The organism is Novosphingobium sp. BL-S-20 (assembly GCF_055521635.1).
Window position 1 is genome coordinate 454054 of the sequence record NZ_CM145494.1, and the last position, 16040, is coordinate 470093.

A 16040-nucleotide genomic window follows, 5' to 3' on the forward strand; every position below is an offset into this window, starting at 1 on the left:
TTCGCGGGGGCGACGAGGTTTGTTTTCGAAAGTTTCGCTTTAGGCGAGGCCGAGGAACAGGCCTGCCAGCGCGGCGCTCATAAGGTTCGACAGGCTGCCCGCACAGAGTGCGCGGACGCCGAGACGGGCGATGATCGGGCGCTGGTTCGGCGCGAGGCTGCCGGTCACCGCCATCTGGATCGCGATCGACGAGAAGTTGGCAAAGCCGCAGAGCGCAAAGGTGACGACGGCGACGGTGCGCGGGGACAGCGCGGTCATCTGGCCGAGGTCGATGAAGGCGACGAATTCGTTGAGCACGATCTTGCTGCCGAACAGGCTGCCCGCCTGCATCGCTTCGTGCCAGTCGGGCGTGGCGAGCAGGTAGAAGACCGGGGCGAAGATATAGCCGAGCAGGCCCTGGAAGGTCACGCCGGCAAAGCCGAACAGGCTGCCGATCCAGCCGACCAGGCCGTTGGCCAGCGCGATCAGCGCCACGAAAGCCAGCACCATCGCGCCGACCGCGACCGCCAGCTTCACGCCGGTCTGGGCGCCCTGCGAGGCGGCCATGATGATGTTGGCGGGCTTTTCCTCTTCGTGCTCGACGGCTTCGGGTTCGTCGATGTGGACGCCGGGCAGGTGGGTCACGTCGGCGCGGTTGAGCGCGGCGGCGGCGGCGCCTGCCGGGGGCAGGGTGCCTTCGTGGACTTCAGGTTCGTCACCCGTGACCGGACGCGGATCGGGCATGATCATCTTCGCCATGAAGATGCCGCCCGGTGCCGACATGAAGGCGGCGGCGACGAGGTAGTCGATGCGGATGCCCATCGAGGCATAGGCGGCCAGGATCGTGCCTGCCACGCCCGCCAGGCCCACGCTCATCACGCAGAACAGCTGCGAGGGATTGAGCGCGGCGAGATAGGGGCGGATCACCAAGGGTGCCTCGCTCTGGCCGACGAAGATGTTCGAGGCGGCGCAGAGGCTTTCGACTTTGCTGATCCCGGTCAGCTTCTCCAGCCCGCCGCCGATCCAGCGGACCACAAGCGGCATGATCTTGAGATAGTAGAGGATCGAGATCAGCGAGGCGAAGAAGATGATCACCGGCAGCGCGGAGATGGCGAAGCTGTGGCCACCGATCTCGGGGCTGGCGAGCGGGCCGAACAGAAAGTCTACGCCCGCATGGGCATAGCCGAGCAGGCTTTCCACGCCCGAGGCCGCGCCGCCGAGCAGGTCCTTGCCCAGTGGAACGTAGAGCACGAGCGCGGCAAGACCCGCCTGAAGGGCAAAGGCCGCACCGACCACGCGCAGGCGGATCGCCCGGCGATCGGTGGAGAGCAGAAAGGCGGCGACCATGATGAGAACGATGCCGAGCAGGCTGTAGGCGACGTGCATCGTGCCCATTTCTCCGAAAATACGTGCTGAATCTGTGCGCAAACCTAGAGGGGCGCATTCGTGACGGCTAGTGCAATTGTTCCAAGCCCGTTAGAGCATCGTCATGGAACCGCAAGCCCCGGCAAGCGCGCAGTCACGCGCGATTCTCATTCCCCGCTCCATGTTCGTCTTCTCCACGCTCTATGGCGGACTGGTTGTTCTGGCGGGCGTGCTGGGCATCAAGATCGCCTCGCTCGGCCAGTGGCCGGTGCTGGGCGACCTCGCAGTCGAGTCGGGAATCTTCGCGTTTCTGCTGCTTGTCGTGCTGTCGAGCGCAGTGGCGGAACTGCATGGGACGACGGTTGCCAACCGCCTCGTGCGCTTCGGCTTCATCCCGCTGATCGTCTCGATGTGCCTGCTGACGCTGGTGATCCACGTGGTGCCGCCTGCTCCGTTCTGGGACGATCAGGACGCTTATGCCCGCCTGCTCGGCCAGGGCGCGCGCATGCAGTTTGCGGGTCTCGTGTCCTACGGCGTGTCGCAGACGCTCAACGTCACGGTGTTCGCGCGGCTTTCCGCCGGAAGCGAAGGGCGGATGCTGATGCTGCGCGCCTGGATCGCCAGCCTGCTGTCGCAAGTCGTGGATACGCTGATCTTCATCACGATCTCCTTCGCGGGCGTGCTGCCGATCTGGGACATCATGGGCGGACAGATCATCGCCAAGCTGGTGCTCTCGACGATCATGGTGCCGCCGTTCATCTGGCTCTTCGTGAAGCTTGGCCGTAAGCTGGACGGAGAGTGATCGGCTCGCGGGATCAGTCCGTGGGATCAGGCAGCGAAACAATCGGTCGTTTTTCCCCGGAATTGGGGTTTAAATCCTGACCGAGGGGTCTAATAGCGCCCCATGCCGATTCCGCACGATCCCGCCATGCTCTCGAAAGCCGAGACGCTCGTCGATGCGCTGCCCTACTTGCAGCGTTATGCCGGTCGCACGTTCGTCGTGAAGTACGGCGGCCATGCCATGGGCGATCCCGAACTGGCGCGAGATTTCGCCGAAGACGTGGTTCTGCTGAAGGCCGTGGGCATCAACCCCGTGGTCGTGCACGGCGGCGGCCCGCAGATCGGTGCGATGCTCAAGACCATGGGCGTCGAATCGCGCTTCGTCGATGGCCTTCGCGTCACCGACAAGGAAACCGCGAAAGTCGCCGAAATGGTGCTTTCTGGCGTCATCAACAAGGAAATCGTCGGCTGGATCGCCGAAGCTGGCGGCAAGGCCATGGGGATTTCCGGCAAGGACGGCGGCCTCGTCACCGCGAGCAAGGTGCAGCGCACCTCGAAGGACCCGGACAGCAATATCGAACGCGTGGTCGATCTCGGCTTCGTGGGCGAGCCTGCGAAGATCGACATCGGCGTGATCGAGACGATCTCGGCGGCGGGCATGATCCCGGTCATCGCCCCGATCGCGCCGGGCGAGGACGGCCAGACCTACAATATCAATGCCGACACGATGGCCGGTGCCGTCGCCGCGGCGCTGGGGGCCTCGCGCCTGTTCCTGCTCACCGACGTGCGCGGCGTGCTCGACAAGCAGGGCGAACTGCTGACCGACCTGACGCCTGCCGACATCGTCAAGCTCCAGCAGGACGGCACGATCTCGGGCGGCATGATCCCCAAGCTCGAAACCTGCATCCATGCGGTCGAGGCGGGCTGCGAAGCCGCCGTCGTGCTTGACGGGCGGGTTTCCCATGCCATGTTGCTGGAAATATTCACGCAGGAAGGTGCAGGCACGCTGATCCGGGCGGGCTGAGCCGATCTGCAAGAGGAACTATCCGGCTGAAAGGCGTTTCAAGCCCCATGCGTAATACCGTCGTCATCGCCAGCGCCGTTTCGGCCATCGCTCTCCTGCTTGCCGCGTGCAATCAGAAGCCGGCTGCCGAAGCCAGCAGCGAAGCGACGGAAGCGGCCAGCGAGGCCGTCGCCGCTTCCGAAGGGCCGGTCGCGGATGCTTCCGAAGCTGCAGCCAGCGGTCTTGCAGCCCAGCTCGACCAGACCGCGCTCGGCGAGCGCCGCGATCCTGAGCGGGTGCTGCGTTACTACATCAATGCCCTGCGCATCGGCGACTGGGACGATGCCGCCAAGGCCTGGACGCTCGACGCGCAGATGACGCCCAGCCGTCTGGCCGAGGAATTCGGCGGCGATGCCGGTCCCCGGATCGCGCTGGGCCGGGGCGATACCAGCACTGCCGCGGGTTCGATCTACTACGAGGCGCCGGTCGTTCTCGACTTTGCCGACGGCCGGCCCGCACGCCGGGGCAGCATCGTCCTGCGCCGCGTCAACGACGTACCCGGAGCCAGTGAACAGCAGCTCAACTGGCGCATCGAGCGGATGTCTACCGTTACGCGTTGATTGTTTGGAAAATGCCCGTTCGGGCATTTTCGTTGCGACACCGGCCCTCTCCTCCGGCGGCCCTCTCCCCCGGCGGTTCTGTAACCGAGCATTGCCGGAACCGTCCGGAGCCGTTCCCGCGCTTGCTCGACCGGCCCCGCCTCGGCTATCAGGCGCAGGCTTCATTCCTCAGAAAGGCCCCACGCCCATGCTCGGCGGTGTGATCAACGCCCTTATCTACCTCGTCCAGATCCTGACCACGCTCGTGCTCGTCCAGTTCGTGCTCAGCCTGCTGATCTCCTTCAACGTGGTGAACCTGCATAACCGCTTCGTGGAGGCGGTGTGGCGCGCGCTCAATGCGCTGCTCGACCCGATTCTCGGCCCGATCCGGCGGATCATGCCCAATACCGGCGGAATCGACTTCTCGCCGATGGTGCTGATCATCAGCCTCAACGTGATCATCATGATCCTCCAGCCGATGGCCTATGCCTGACATGACCGCAGCGAACATCATCGACGGAAAGGCCTTCGCCGAAGGCCTGCGCACCCGCATCGCCGCCGTCGCCGCCGATTTCGAGGCGAAGGCCGGTCGAAAGGCCGGCCTCGCGGTCGTGCTCGTGGGCGAGGACCCGGCCAGCCAGGTCTATGTCCGCAACAAGGGCAAGCAGACCGTGGCCGCAGGCATGGAGAGTTTCGAGCACAAGCTGCCCGCCGACACTTCGGAAGCGGACCTGCTGGCCGTGGTCGAGCAGCTCAACGCCGATCCGGCGGTGGACGGTATCCTCGTCCAGCTGCCGCTGCCTTCGCACATGAACGAGCAGAAGGTCATTGCCACGATCAATCCCGACAAGGACGTGGACGGCTTCCATGTCGTCAATGTCGGGCGTCTCGCCACCGGGTTGCCGGGCTTCGTGCCCTGCACGCCGCTGGGCTGCGTGATGTTGCTCAAGGATCGGCTGGGTTCGCTTTCGGGCCTCGACGCCGTGGTGATCGGTCGTTCGAACATCGTCGGCAAGCCGATGGCGCAGCTGCTGATAGCCGAAAGCTGCACCGTCACCGTCGCGCACAGCCGTACCAGGGATCTGCCCGAAGTCGTGCGCCGCGCCGACATCGTGGTGGCTGCGGTGGGCCGTCCGGAGATGGTCAAGGGCGACTGGCTGAAGCCCGGCGCGACCGTGATCGACGTGGGCATCAACCGCGTCCCGGCTGCCGAGGAAGGCAAGACCAAGCTGGTGGGCGATGTCGATTTCGCTTCGGCTGCCGCTGTGGCGGGCGCGATCACGCCGGTTCCGGGCGGGGTCGGGCCGATGACCATTGCCGTGCTGCTGCGCAACACCGTGGTCGCGGCGCACCGCAATGCCGGTCTCGCGCTGGACGAGACTGCGCTTTGAACCGGGCGCTGTGCCGGGTGCTGACGGCCACGGCGGGCGGGGTCGCCCTGTTGGCGATCACCGCCGCCCCGGCCGATGCCCGGCGCAGGCCGGACTATGCGCCCGGTGTGGGCACCGCCAATCCCAGCGCGCTGGTCGCCGCCGAGATCGCCTTTGCGCGGGCGGCGCGCGAGAAGGGGCAGTGGAAGGCCTTCGACGAATTTGCCGACGATGACGCGGTGATGTTCGTGCCCGAGCCGGTGCGGGCGAAGCAGTGGCTCAGCGGACGCAAGGAACCGGCGGCGCCCGTGCAGTGGCAGGCCTCGCAAGTCTGGATGAGCTGCGACGGCACCATGGGCGTCACCAAGGGCGGCTGGCAGCAGCCGGACGGTTCGGTCGGCTATTTCACGACGATCTGGCAGAAGCGCAAGAAGGGCGACTATCGCTGGGTGCTCGACCAAGGCGACAGCCTGACGCAGGCGCTGCCGAATTCGGACATGCTCTCGGCCTCGGTCGCCGACTGTGCCCGCCCCGGAGACAGGCCGGATACGGATGCGCTGATCGTCGAGGGCAAAGTGCCGGATGCGGCGCCGGGCATGGACGGCAAGGGGCGTTCGAAGGACGGCACCTTGCGCTGGAGCTATCACGTCAACGCGGACCATTCGCGTTCGCTGTCGGTCTCGTTGCTGAAGAACGGGACGATGACCGAAGTGCTGCGCAGCGACGTAGCCGCGCCCAAGGCGCAATAACGGGGCCAAGGGGCAAAAACTCGCATGTATGAAATCTTCCTCAGCGCCTTCGTCACGCTGTTCGTGGTGATCGACCCGCCGGGCTGCGCACCGATCTATGCGGGCCTTTCCGCCGACGCGACCCGCTCGCAGGCGATCTCGATGGCGGCACGCGCCTGCATGATCGCGACCGCTATCCTCGTGGTCTTCGCGCTGTTCGGCGCGCGGCTGCTGGGCGCGCTCCATATCGAACTCAATGCTTTCCGCATCGCGGGCGGCATCATGCTGTTCATGATCGCCATCGACATGGTCTTTGAAAAGCGCACCCAGCGCCGCGAGGAACGGGCCGAGAAGATCATCGCCCACCATGCCGAGACGCCGGAGATCGACGATGTCTCGGTCTTCCCGATGGCGATGCCGATGCTGGCCGGACCCGGCTCGATCGCGACGATCATGCTGCTCACCTCGCGCGCGCACGGCGCCGAACAGACCATGGCGATTCTCGCCGCCATGGTTGCCGTGATGCTACTGAGCTTCGCTGCGCTCGCCGCTGCCGGGCCGCTGATGCGGGTGCTGGGCGACAAGGTCGAGGCTGTCATCACGCGCCTTCTCGGCGTGCTGCTGGCGGCGCTGGCCGCGCAATACGTGATTGACGGGGTGAAGACGGTCCTGCTGCAATAGCGGCGAAATTCATCCCGCGTTCAGCGGTTTGGGGCAGTCTCACCTTTCTCTGCCGCAGAGGAGGGTGCGATGCTCCGCTTGCTGTCTGTCTGTTCCGCCGGAGCCTTGCTCCTCGCCGCAACTGCCGCGAACGCCGGGATCGTCGGGCCGCCGCCTCCCGGCGATAACGGCCTGCCCGACTGGCGTGCCCACAGCGAAGCGGATGATGCGCGTTACCGGCTGGACCTGCGCCAGCCCGAGCGCACCATTCGCGAAGGGCGCAAGTCCGGAAGATTGTCCAAACGGGACGCCAAGGCCCTGCGCAAGGAAGGGCGCATGATCCGCACGATGGCGGCGCGCTATAGCAGCGACGGTCTTTCCGCCTCGGAAGCGCGCGAACTCGACATGCGGGCCCGCGCGCTCGACAGCCTTGCCGGAGCGCCCGGCACGGGACGTTGAAGCCTTATTGCAGAGTCACGCCGTCGTCGTCGTCATCCGAATGGCGACCGAAGAACTGCATCAGCTGCACCAGCAGTTCGCAGCGCGCGGGCAGGCTCTCGGCTTCGAGCAGGGCCTGCTTGGCGGCGGCGTCGAACGGCGCGATCTGCGAGACGCCGTTGATCAGCGCCATGTCGTCTAGCCGTCCGACCTGATCCCAGTCCACCGCATAGCCCTGGGCATCGGCGAATCGCTTGGCCTCGCGTTCGAAGCTGGCGCGCTCGATCGGGGCGAGCACTTCATCTTCGCGCTCGGGCAGGAGTTCGGCGTCGACCTGCCGGAACGGCGTCGTCACGTCTAGTTCGCGGGTTATGCGGAACCGCGATTCGCCGGTCAGCACGATATTGAAGCGCCCGTCCTCCAGCGCCTCGACATCCCCGATCCGCCCGAGGCAGCCGATCGTGAACAGCGGCGCGCCCTCGACCGGACGCTGCGGCTGGATCATGCCGATGCGCCGGTCGCGGGCTAGGGCGTCGCTCACCATCGCCCGGTAGCGGGGCTCGAAGATGTGGAGCGGCAATTGCAGCCCCGGATAGAGCACCGCGCCCGGAAGCGGGAAGATGGTGATTCGCGCCACGTCAGCCGAACAGGACAGTGGAGAGCTTGCGGCGGGTCGCCGAGACCCACGGATCTTCCAGCCCGGTCGCCTCGAAGATCTGGAGCAGCTTGGCGCGCGCGGCGCCTTCGTTCCATTCGCGGTCGGCGGCAACCATGCGCAGCAGCGTGTCAGCGGCGGCGTCGCGCTCACCGGCGGCGAAAGCGGCATTGGCGAAAGCGAGCTGGGCTTCCATATCGGCGGGCCGCTCGGCAGCGGCGGCGCGCAGGGCGGCGAGTTCGCTGTCCTCCGGCTTGTCCTTGGCGAGCGTCAGCGCCGAACGGGCGCGCTCGACCAGCGGATCGGCGGCGAGGGCCGGTTCGAGGCTGTCGAGCACCTGCTCGGCTTCCTCGATGCGTCCGGCCAGCACCAGTGCGCGCACGAAGCCGGCAATGACTTCGGCGTTCTCCGGCGCCAGTTCGAGGATCTGCATGAAGATCGCGGCGGCACGCTCGCCGTCGCCTTCGGACAGGGCTTCCTCGCCCATGGCGATCAGCGGGGCGAGGTCCTGCTGCGGTTCGGCGCCGCCCGGCTGCACCGGAAGCTGCGACAGCAGCTGGTCCAGCATCTGCTTCAACTGCGATTCGGTGCGGGCACTGGTCAGGTCCGCTACCGGCTGGCCCTGGAAGATCGCATAGACCGTGGGGATCGAGCGCACCTGGAACTGCGAGGCGATGAACTGCTCTTCATCGACATTGACCTTGGCGAGGATCACGCCCTTATCGGCATAGTCCGCGGCGACCTTTTCCAGCACCGGCGTCAGCGCCTTGCAGGGGCCGCACCATTCGGCCCAGAAATCGAGGATCACCAGCTGCGTCATCGACGGTTCGGCCACCGTCTTGCGGAACCGGTCGACCGCCTTCTGTTCGTCGAGGTTGAGACCCATGCTGGCCAAGATACGTGCTCCTGTAAAAACGAATGGCACCCTAGATCGGCTTTCGGGACGGATTTGTGAAGGGTGGTTGTCGTTTCGGGTCCGGTTCCGCCGAGAGAGGCGATGCGGCCCGCATGGCGCCGCTTACCCGGAAAATCCCGATATTCCGGGATTTTGAAAATTCTTTCGATTTTCCTCTTGCAGCCCCCAAAGGTCACTGCTAGTGGCGCGCCTCCACCCCGGACCTGCCGGTTACTCCAGCAGGTCTCGAACGTCAGAGCGGGCGTAGCTCAGGGGTAGAGCACAACCTTGCCAAGGTTGGGGTCGAGGGTTCGAATCCCTTCGCCCGCTCCAGTTCACATAGGGACTCCCGGTTCGCCGGAAGTTTCCGAAACGCCAGAGCGGGCGTAGCTCAGGGGTAGAGCACAACCTTGCCAAGGTTGGGGTCGAGGGTTCGAATCCCTTCGCCCGCTCCAGTTTCCTTCCGTGGAAATCCAGACATCCTCACAGCCTGATATGCGCACTAAGCGGATACCCTGATTCGCGCGTAGACGCGGCGTGAACCTCGTTCGCCTACTCCGGCCCTTGTATGCCTTGGAGGGAACGTGAGCGGGTTGGAAGCGCTGCTGCTAAAGGCGAGGGGCGCAACCCGGCGCGGTGAGGCCGCTGCGGCGCGGGCGCTCTATCATGAGGCATTGACCCGCTTCCCCCGCAACCTTCGGGTGCGCGCGGCGCTGGAGACACTCGACGGCGCGAAGGCCGATCCCACCCCGGCGCAGTTGGAGGCGATGATTGCCGCCTACCGCTCCGGCCGCATGGCCGATGCCGCACGCGAAGGCGAGAAACTGGCCGCCGAGTTCCCACAGAGCTTCACCGTCCACAACCTGCAAGGCGCCGCGTTCCTCGCGCTGAGCGCGTTTCCCGCCGCCGAAGCCGCCTTCCGCCGCGCCGCCGAGGTCGATCCCGGTGCCGCGGCCTGCCGCAACAATCTGGCCATCGCGCTGCGCCGCCAGAATCGATTCTCCGAAGCCGAGGAGATTTATTGCGAGGTGATCGCCCGCCACCCCGGCTATGCCGACGCGCGGTTCAATCTCGCCAACCTGCTCGACGTTCAGGAGCGCCATGCGGAGGCGGAAGAGGGCTTTGCGCAGACCGTTGCCCTCGATCCCGGCTACACCGAGGCGCATTACAACCTCGGCAACCTGCTGGCGAAGCGCGGTGCGCGGCTGGAGGCGGTTGCCGCCTATCGCCGTGCTCTGGCCTTGAAGCCGGACCATGCGCTCGCCTGGAACAATCTGGGCGGCGAACTCCTGCTGCTGGATCGGCTGGACGATGCGCTCGCCGCCTATGCACAGGCGCTGGAGGCCGATCAGGGCAATACGCAGGCGATTGTCAATCGCGGTAAAGCGCTCGTGCTCAAGGGCGATCTGCCCGAGGCTATTGCCGCCTTCCGCAGGGCTTCTGTGCTCGATCCGGAGGACCGCTCGGCATTGCTACAGGCGCTATTCGAGGAAGCGCATATCTGCGACTGGAGCCACCGCGCCGAGTTCGCGCTGACGGAGGGACCCGCCGCCGCTGCCGTCCAGCCCTTCGCGGCACTGCCGTTCGTGGACGACCCGGCGCACCAGTATCGCCGCTCGCTGGCCTGCGCGGCGGTGAAGTTCGGCCCGCCGCCACAAACCCTGCCCGATCCCGCACCATCCGCCGATGGACGCATCCGCATCGGCTACTTTTCCGCCGACTTCCACGACCACGCGACGATGTACCTGATGAGCGGCCTGTTCCGCGAACACGACCGGACCCGCTTCGACATCCGCTTCTACAGCTACGGCCCGCGCTGCGACGGCGACGCCTCGCGAAGGGCGCTGCGCAGCCATGCCGATGCCTTCACCGAAATCGGCCACCTGACCGACGCCGAAGCCGCCGCTCAGGCCAGAGCGGACGGCCTAGACATCGCCGTCGATCTCAAGGGCTACACACGCGGCACCCGCACCGCGATGTTCGGGCGAAGGCTCACGCCCGTGCAGGTGAGCTACATGGGCTACCCCGGCACCATCGGCCACGCCTGCATGGACTACTTCATCGCCGACGCCGCCGCCCTGCCACCGGGCGGCGAGCGCTGGTTCACCGAAAAGATCGTCCGACTGCCCCATTGCTACCAAGCCAACGACGACCAGCGCGCGATCATACCCGACACGCGCGGCCGCAAGGGCTGGGGCCTGCCCGAACGCGGTTTCGTGTTCTGCTGCTTCAACCACACCTACAAGATCGCCCCCGAGGCGTTCGACATCTGGATGCGGCTGCTAAATCGGGTCGAGGGCAGCACACTCTGGCTCCTGCGCTCGAACCGCTGGGCGGAGGAAAACCTGCGGCGCGAAGCGACAGCGCGCGGCGTCGATCCGGCGCGGCTGGTGTTCTCTCCCGGCATTCCGCACGGGGAACACCTGGGGCGCCTGGCACTGGCGGATCTGTTCCTCGATACTTTCGCTGTGAACGCCCATACGACCGCCAGCGATGCGCTCTGGGCCGGACTGCCGGTGCTGACGATGCCGGGGCGCCAGTTCGCCGCACGGGTGGCGGGAAGCCTCGTCCACGCGGCGGGGATGCCGGAACTGGCAGTGCCCGACCGGGCCGCTTACGAAGCGACGGCACTTGCCCTGGCTCATGATCCTCGCGGGCTGCGCGATCTTCGCGAACGTCTCGCAGCCAATCGGCTGACTTCGCCGCTGTTCCGTACTGCCGATTATACGCGGCGGGTTGAGGCGGCGTTTACGGAGATGCAGCGGCGGCGGTTGGCTGGGCTTTCGCCGGATCATTTTGAAATCGAATAAAGGGAGAAGTCCTGGGGGATGATCCCCCAGACCCTCGGAATGTCGACGTCGCGCGCGCCCTATGCGTAGTGCGCTCCTTGCGGCGCAGCCAATATGCCTCCCGACGCTGCCATGGGCGCAAGACGGATAGGTCGTACCTGACCTCGACAGTAATGGGGTGCAGGGGTTTTGACCCCTGCTCTTCATCCTTCATCTTAAAATCGTTCTTAAAACGAAATCACCGCTTCCCCGACAGCCTCCCAAACCTGCCCAAGCTGATTATCGGAAATGCAGTAAGGCGGCATGACGTAGACGGTGTTCCCCAGCGGCCGCAACAGCACGTCCCGCTCGCGGAAGAACGCCATCAGGCGCGGGGCGAGGTCGCTCATGTAGCCGCTGGTGCCTGAGGTCCTGAGGTCGAGCGCGGCGATGGTGCCGATCGTGCGGGGATTGTCGAAGTGGCAGAACTGGCCGAGCTTCTCGATCCACGTCGCCTGTTTCCCGGCCAGCGCGGCGATGCGTTCCAGCACCGGTTCCTCGCGCCAGATAGCCAGGTTGGCGGCGGCGGCGGCGCAGGCGATCGGGTTCGCGGTGTAGCTGGAGGAGTGGAAGAACATCCGCGCGCGGTCGGTGGAGTAGTGCGCCTCGAAGATCGCTTCGCTGGCCATCGTGACAGCGAGCGGGACGGCACCGCCGGTCAGGCCCTTGGAGAGGCAGAGGATGTCCGGGACCACGCTTGCCTGTTCGCAGGCGAGGAGGGTGCCGGTGCGGCCCCAGGCGGTCATCACTTCGTCGGCGATGAAGAGCACGCCGTGGCGGGCGCAGATCGCCTGCATCGCGGCGAGCGTCTCGGGCGAATAGACCAGCATGCCGCCGGCGCCGAGGATCAGCGGCTCGACGATCAGCGCGGCGGTGTCCGGCTGGCGGCAGATCGCTTCGAGTGCGTCCAGCGTTGCCTGCTCGGCCCCGGCGGCGGGGAAGGGAATGCGGCCCACGTCGAACAGCAGCGGTTCGTAGGGCTGGTTGAACACGCCGCGCTCGCCCACCGACATCGCGCCGATGGTGTCGCCGTGGTAGGAGTTTTCCATCACGACGATGCGGTGGCGGTTCTCGCCGCGCCAGTGCCAGTAGCCGAGCGCCATCTTCAGCGCGACTTCCACGCTGGTCGAACCCGAATCGGAGAAGAACACCCGCGTCAGGCTTTCCGGCATGATCGCGCGCAGGCCTGCTGCGACTTGCTCGGCGGGTTCGTGGGTCCATCCGGCGAAGATGATCTGGTCGAGCTTCTGCGCCTGCTCCGCGATGGCGGCCTTGATGCGCGGATGGGAGTGGCCGTGGGTCGTCACCCACCACGAGGACACCGCGTCCACCACTGCCTTGCCGTCAGCCGTGTGGAGCAGCGCGCCCTCGGCATGGGTGACCAGCGGGACCGGCTCTTGCAGGCCGTGCTGGGTGAAGGGGTGCCAGACCGATGACGTCATTGCGTGAAATCTCCGATATGGAAGTTTTCGGCGAAGGCCTTGGCGAGGTTCTCCGGGGTCAGCGAGGCGAGGCGGGGCAGGCGGCCGAGGCGGCGGACATTGGCCATGGCGCAGATCGTCGCCTCGCTGTCTTCCATCGGATCGCCGACGAAGGCCACGCCCAGCACTTCGACGCCGCGCGCGCGCAGGGCCTCGATGGAGAGCAGCGAATGGTTGATCGTGCCGAGCATCGTGCGCGCCACCAGCACGACCGGGGCGTTCCACCGCGCGAACTGGTCGGCATAAGTCGTGGTCCGGGTGAGCGGGACCATGACGCCGCCTGCGCCTTCGACCACCAGCGGACCGTCCACTTGCGGCAAGGCGAGGCGCTCGGGATCGATTTCCACCCCGTCGATCTCGGCGGCGAGGTGCGGCGAGCAGGGGGTGGCGAGGCGATAGGCTTCGGGCAGAATATGGCTGGCAGGCAGGCCGGAGAGGCGCGCCACGCGGTCGCCGTCGCCGCCGTCTTCTTCGAGGCCTGCCTGGACCGGCTTCCAGTAATGTGAGCCGAGGGCGCCCGCGAGCGCGGCGGCGAAGACGGTCTTGCCGATCTCGGTATCGGTTCCGGTGACGATAAGCGGTCTCATGAAAGGCTCGATTCTCGGTGTAGGTGGCAGGTCACGACTTCGTAAGTCACTTTGCATCCGTTTTGGGGGCATCCGCTTTGGGCGAAACGTGCCATGACGCGGCGAAGCTGGCCGGGGGAAAGGGGGCGGTGTCCGGCTTCGGCGGTCTGCGCGCCGATGGCCTTGAGGGCGTGGAGGAAGGCCAGCGGATCGGCGTGATGCTCGACGGGGTGCTCGACCGCGTGGACGAGGTCGCCGAAGGCGGCGATGTCCGCGAAGTGGGGCGTGCCGGGTTCCAGCCCCTCCGCTTCATGCGCGGCGCGCCATTCGGCGAAGCTGCCGGGGCCGAGTGTCGTCACCATGAGGTGCCCGCCCGGTGCCAGCCAGCCTGCCATGCGGGCGAGGGCGGCCGGGGTATCGTCGAACCATTGCACGGCGAGGCTGGAGCAGATCAGGTCGAACGGTGCGCCGTCCGGTGCGCCATATTCGCCATCGAGCACGGCAAAGCGGTGCCGGGCGCTTTCGCCCAGGCGGCTGCGACAGCGCTCCAGCATTTCGGGCGCAAGATCGGTGACGAGCCAGTCGCCATCCAGCCCGGCCAGCGCCTGCGTGAGAAAACCGGTGCCGCAGCCGATCTCCAGCACGCGCGGGTTTGGAGGCAGGTCGAGCGCGGCGATCCGGGCGGCGAGTGTTTGTGCGACCTCACGCTGGATGCGGGCATGGCCGTCGTAGTCGGGCGCGGCGGCAAAGGCGCGGCTGACGCGCTCGCGGGGGGCGTTCATGCCAGCGTCTCGATCATGTCGCGCACGGCTTGCGCGCAGAATTCCGGCACTTCGAGCGGGAGGAGGTGCCCTCCGGTCTCGCATTCGATCCGGCGCACGGCGGCGTTCCGGAAGACATGTGCGCGCATCGCTTCGGGCAGAAGCGGGTCGCGCGCGCCTTGAAGCGAGATGATGGGGACGGCGGGCAGGGTGGCCTCCTCATCGCGCAGGCGCACGAGGTCGCCGTGCAGCAGGGCGGCGTCGATTTCGCCGAACGCTGCTTCTGCGCCACATTGGCGGTGGAAATCCGCAAGCACGGCGCGCGGGTCTTCGCCGAAGCGCCGCAACATACGGTCCAGCACGCGGAGCGGTACGCCGGGATAGTCTGCGGATGCCGAGAAGCGCTCGAAACCGTTGATCGCGAGCACGCCGACGAGACCTTCGGGTGGGTCGGTCAGAACGCGCATGGTTCCGAAGGAATGAGCCACGGCAAGGCAGGGACCGTCCACCGCGACGGCCTTGGGTGTGCCGAAGTAGCCGCGATCGTCGATCTCCAGCGGCAGTTCGGCCAGGAGATCGGCCAGCGGTGTCCAGAACGTGTGGTCGAAGCCCCAGCCATGGGCGAAAAGCAGCTTCACCGGCAGGCCTCGATCGCGTTCAGCAGGGCATCGATATCGCTTGGCGCATGGGTCGCGCGCAGCGCCAGGCGCAGGCGGCTGGTGCCGGGCGGCACCGTGGGCGGGCGGATCGCGGAAGCGAGCAGTCCGCGCTCTTCCAGCTTGCGGGAGAGGTCGAGCGCGGCGACCTCCGCGCCGATCACGGCGGGGACGATCTGCGTGCTCGATGCGCCGTGATCGATGCCGAGCGCGGCGAGGCCGGAGCGCAGCTGCTGACCCAGCGCGGCAAGATGGGCGCGCTCGGCATCCATGCCCGGCACGAGGTCGAGCGCGGCGTCGATGGCGCCCAGCACGGCAGGCGGCGGGGCGGTGGTGAAGATGAAGCCGCTCGCCGCGTTGACGAGGTAGTCGATCATCACTTGTGACCCGGCGACATAGGCGCCGAAACCGCCGAGCGCCTTGCTGAAGGTGCCCATGACGAGGTCGATCCCGCCGGGCACTTCCGCCGAGAGGCCCGCGCCGCCGGGGCCGAGCACGCCGGTGGCATGGGCTTCGTCCACGAACAGGAATGCGTCGTGGCGGGCGGCGATCTCGGCCAGGCGGGCAATGTCGGCGCGGTCGCCGTCCATCGAGAACACGCTCTCGGTGAGGATCAGGCGGGCGGAGGCTTCGGCGCCCTTGCTCGCCAGCAGTTCCTCCAGATGATCGAGGTCGTTATGGCGGAAGCGGTGCTGGCGGGTGCCCGAGATCGCGAGGCCCGCGTGCATCGAGGCATGGATCAGCCGGTCGGTGAAGACTGCTGAACCGGGTACGGCGGCGAGCAGGGCGGGGATCACCGCGGCATTGGCCTGCCAGCCGCTGGCGAAGACCAGCGCGGCTTCGGCATGCTTGAACCGGGCGATGCGGGCCTCGATCGCGAGATGGGTGGCGCTGGTTCCCGTCACCAGTCGCGAGGCGCCGGAGCCGGTGCCGTGGGCTTCCGTCCAGGCGCGGGCGCGCTCGATCAGCAGCGGGTGGCGGGCGAGGCCGAGATAGTCGTTGCTGGAGAAATCTATCAGTTCGTGCCCGTCGCGGTGGACGCGGCCACCCTTTTCGAGTGCGGCGGGGCGCAAGGTGCGGCGTTGTCCGGCGCGGTCGATCCGGTCGAGCGCCGCTGCGAAGAAGGAATCGAGCCTGCTCATCGCCCCTGCCGGTATGGCAAGCGGGCGTCCGGCACAATGCTTGGCTGGCCGGGAGGGGCATCGATTTCGCGGCGGGACGTGAAGCCGCCGCCTTCCTCGCGCGTTGGAACGGCAAAGGAAAAACCGAAGGATGC

At 66.7% G+C, this 16040-nt stretch carries 17 protein-coding genes and 2 tRNA genes; 11 read left to right on the forward strand and 8 right to left on the reverse strand.

The features are described from left to right. Positions 1–39: 39 nt before the first annotated feature. Positions 40–1365 (reverse strand): NupC/NupG family nucleoside CNT transporter, encoded by a 1326-nt coding sequence (locus tag ACZ1II_RS09870; protein ID WP_465146269.1) that lies wholly within the window; start codon positions 1363–1365, stop codon positions 40–42. Between the two features lie 160 nt (positions 1366–1525). On the opposite strand from ACZ1II_RS09870, the gene ACZ1II_RS09875 reads away from it, so the two are divergent. The 8 genes from ACZ1II_RS09875 (at position 1526) to ACZ1II_RS09910 (ending at position 6943) form a co-directional block, all read left to right on the forward strand. Next, a complete protein-coding gene (locus tag ACZ1II_RS09875; protein ID WP_465146270.1) occupies positions 1526–2146 on the forward strand; it encodes a queuosine precursor transporter in 621 nt (206 codons plus the stop codon). A 102-nt stretch (positions 2147–2248) separates the two neighbouring features. Further along, the gene (gene argB / locus ACZ1II_RS09880; protein WP_465146271.1) at positions 2249–3148 is read left to right on the forward strand and encodes an acetylglutamate kinase; all 900 of its coding nucleotides are present in this window, start codon (positions 2249–2251) and stop codon (positions 3146–3148) included. A gap of 47 nt (positions 3149–3195) precedes the next feature. Next, positions 3196–3747 (forward strand): hypothetical protein, encoded by a 552-nt coding sequence (locus ACZ1II_RS09885; RefSeq protein ID WP_465146272.1) that lies wholly within the window; start codon positions 3196–3198, stop codon positions 3745–3747. Between the two features lie 187 nt (positions 3748–3934). Then, the gene (locus tag ACZ1II_RS09890) at positions 3935–4219 is read left to right on the forward strand and encodes a YggT family protein (protein WP_465146273.1); all 285 of its coding nucleotides are present in this window, start codon (positions 3935–3937) and stop codon (positions 4217–4219) included. 1 nt (position 4220) lies between these two features. Beyond that, positions 4221–5117: a bifunctional methylenetetrahydrofolate dehydrogenase/methenyltetrahydrofolate cyclohydrolase FolD gene (gene folD / locus ACZ1II_RS09895; protein WP_465146274.1), complete on the forward strand. Its 897-nt coding sequence runs from the start codon at positions 4221–4223 to the stop codon at positions 5115–5117. Beyond that, entirely contained in the window at positions 5114–5845 is a 732-nt protein-coding gene (locus ACZ1II_RS09900; protein ID WP_465146275.1) for a hypothetical protein, read from the forward strand. The genes folD and ACZ1II_RS09900 overlap by 4 nt, the downstream gene beginning before the upstream one ends. A gap of 24 nt (positions 5846–5869) precedes the next feature. Beyond that, positions 5870–6505 (forward strand): MarC family protein, encoded by a 636-nt coding sequence (locus ACZ1II_RS09905; RefSeq protein WP_465146276.1) that lies wholly within the window; start codon positions 5870–5872, stop codon positions 6503–6505. Positions 6506–6574: 69 nt separating this feature from the next. Next, positions 6575–6943: a hypothetical protein gene (locus tag ACZ1II_RS09910; protein ID WP_465146277.1), complete on the forward strand. Its 369-nt coding sequence runs from the start codon at positions 6575–6577 to the stop codon at positions 6941–6943. A 4-nt stretch (positions 6944–6947) separates the two neighbouring features. Here the strand turns inward: ACZ1II_RS09910 and ACZ1II_RS09915 are convergent, their stop codons facing one another. Further along, positions 6948–7559 carry an LON peptidase substrate-binding domain-containing protein gene (locus ACZ1II_RS09915; protein WP_465146278.1) on the reverse strand — a complete coding sequence of 204 codons (612 nt, stop codon included), beginning with the start codon at positions 7557–7559 and terminating at the stop codon, positions 6948–6950. A gap of 1 nt (position 7560) precedes the next feature. Next, a complete protein-coding gene (locus ACZ1II_RS09920; protein ID WP_465147273.1) occupies positions 7561–8463 on the reverse strand; it encodes a tetratricopeptide repeat protein in 903 nt (300 codons plus the stop codon). 267 nt (positions 8464–8730) lie between these two features. Between ACZ1II_RS09920 and ACZ1II_RS09925 the strand changes: the two genes are divergently transcribed. The 3 genes from ACZ1II_RS09925 to ACZ1II_RS09935 all read left to right on the forward strand — a co-directional run bounded on the left by ACZ1II_RS09925 (position 8731) and on the right by ACZ1II_RS09935 (position 11282). Next, positions 8731–8805 (forward strand) — tRNA-Gly (locus tag ACZ1II_RS09925). 47 nt (positions 8806–8852) lie between these two features. Then, positions 8853–8927: transfer RNA gene (locus ACZ1II_RS09930), tRNA-Gly, on the forward strand. Between the two features lie 129 nt (positions 8928–9056). Then, complete coding sequence (locus tag ACZ1II_RS09935; protein ID WP_465146279.1) at positions 9057–11282, forward strand: O-linked N-acetylglucosamine transferase, SPINDLY family protein; 2226 nt, start codon at positions 9057–9059, stop codon at positions 11280–11282. Between the two features lie 206 nt (positions 11283–11488). Here ACZ1II_RS09935 and ACZ1II_RS09940 read toward each other — a convergent pair whose 3' ends face one another. Genes ACZ1II_RS09940 through bioF form a run of 5 tightly spaced genes read right to left on the reverse strand, consistent with a single transcriptional unit; the run spans position 11489 to position 15906 of the window. Continuing rightward, positions 11489–12742 carry an adenosylmethionine--8-amino-7-oxononanoate transaminase gene (locus ACZ1II_RS09940; RefSeq protein WP_465146280.1) on the reverse strand — a complete coding sequence of 418 codons (1254 nt, stop codon included), beginning with the start codon at positions 12740–12742 and terminating at the stop codon, positions 11489–11491. Beyond that, positions 12739–13368, reverse strand: coding sequence for a dethiobiotin synthase (bioD, locus tag ACZ1II_RS09945; protein WP_465146281.1), 630 nt, complete (start codon positions 13366–13368; stop codon positions 12739–12741). The genes ACZ1II_RS09940 and bioD overlap by 4 nt, the downstream gene beginning before the upstream one ends. Next, positions 13365–14129, reverse strand: a complete 765-nt coding sequence (locus ACZ1II_RS09950) for a methyltransferase (RefSeq protein WP_465146282.1) — start codon at positions 14127–14129, stop codon at positions 13365–13367. The genes bioD and ACZ1II_RS09950 overlap by 4 nt, the downstream gene beginning before the upstream one ends. Then, positions 14126–14746 (reverse strand): alpha/beta fold hydrolase, encoded by a 621-nt coding sequence (locus ACZ1II_RS09955; RefSeq protein WP_465146283.1) that lies wholly within the window; start codon positions 14744–14746, stop codon positions 14126–14128. The genes ACZ1II_RS09950 and ACZ1II_RS09955 overlap by 4 nt, the downstream gene beginning before the upstream one ends. After that, the gene (bioF, locus tag ACZ1II_RS09960; protein WP_465146284.1) at positions 14743–15906 is read right to left on the reverse strand and encodes an 8-amino-7-oxononanoate synthase; all 1164 of its coding nucleotides are present in this window, start codon (positions 15904–15906) and stop codon (positions 14743–14745) included. Before bioF ends, ACZ1II_RS09955 begins: the two co-directional genes overlap by 4 nt. Positions 15907–16040: the final 134 nt, after the last annotated feature.

Bases quoted from the DNA above. Each gene is read 5' to 3' on its own strand.
- ACZ1II_RS09870 (WP_465146269.1), bottom strand. From the start codon at position 1,365: ATGCACGTCGCCTACAGCCTGCTCGGCATCGTTCTCATCATGGTCGCC.
- ACZ1II_RS09875 (WP_465146270.1), top strand. From the start codon at position 1,526: ATGTTCGTCTTCTCCACGCTCTATGGCGGACTGGTTGTTCTGGCGGGC.
- argB (WP_465146271.1), top strand. From the start codon at position 2,249: ATGCCGATTCCGCACGATCCCGCCATGCTCTCGAAAGCCGAGACGCTC.
- ACZ1II_RS09885 (WP_465146272.1), top strand. From the start codon at position 3,196: ATGCGTAATACCGTCGTCATCGCCAGCGCCGTTTCGGCCATCGCTCTC.
- ACZ1II_RS09890 (WP_465146273.1), top strand. From the start codon at position 3,935: ATGCTCGGCGGTGTGATCAACGCCCTTATCTACCTCGTCCAGATCCTG.
- folD (WP_465146274.1), top strand. From the start codon at position 4,221: ATGACCGCAGCGAACATCATCGACGGAAAGGCCTTCGCCGAAGGCCTG.
- ACZ1II_RS09905 (WP_465146276.1), top strand. From the start codon at position 5,870: ATGTATGAAATCTTCCTCAGCGCCTTCGTCACGCTGTTCGTGGTGATC.
- ACZ1II_RS09910 (WP_465146277.1), top strand. From the start codon at position 6,575: ATGCTCCGCTTGCTGTCTGTCTGTTCCGCCGGAGCCTTGCTCCTCGCC.
- ACZ1II_RS09920 (WP_465147273.1), bottom strand. From the start codon at position 8,463: ATGGGTCTCAACCTCGACGAACAGAAGGCGGTCGACCGGTTCCGCAAG.
- ACZ1II_RS09940 (WP_465146280.1), bottom strand. From the start codon at position 12,742: ATGACGTCATCGGTCTGGCACCCCTTCACCCAGCACGGCCTGCAAGAG.
- bioD (WP_465146281.1), bottom strand. From the start codon at position 13,368: ATGAGACCGCTTATCGTCACCGGAACCGATACCGAGATCGGCAAGACC.
- ACZ1II_RS09950 (WP_465146282.1), bottom strand. From the start codon at position 14,129: ATGAACGCCCCCCGCGAGCGCGTCAGCCGCGCCTTTGCCGCCGCGCCC.
- bioF (WP_465146284.1), bottom strand. From the start codon at position 15,906: ATGAGCAGGCTCGATTCCTTCTTCGCAGCGGCGCTCGACCGGATCGAC.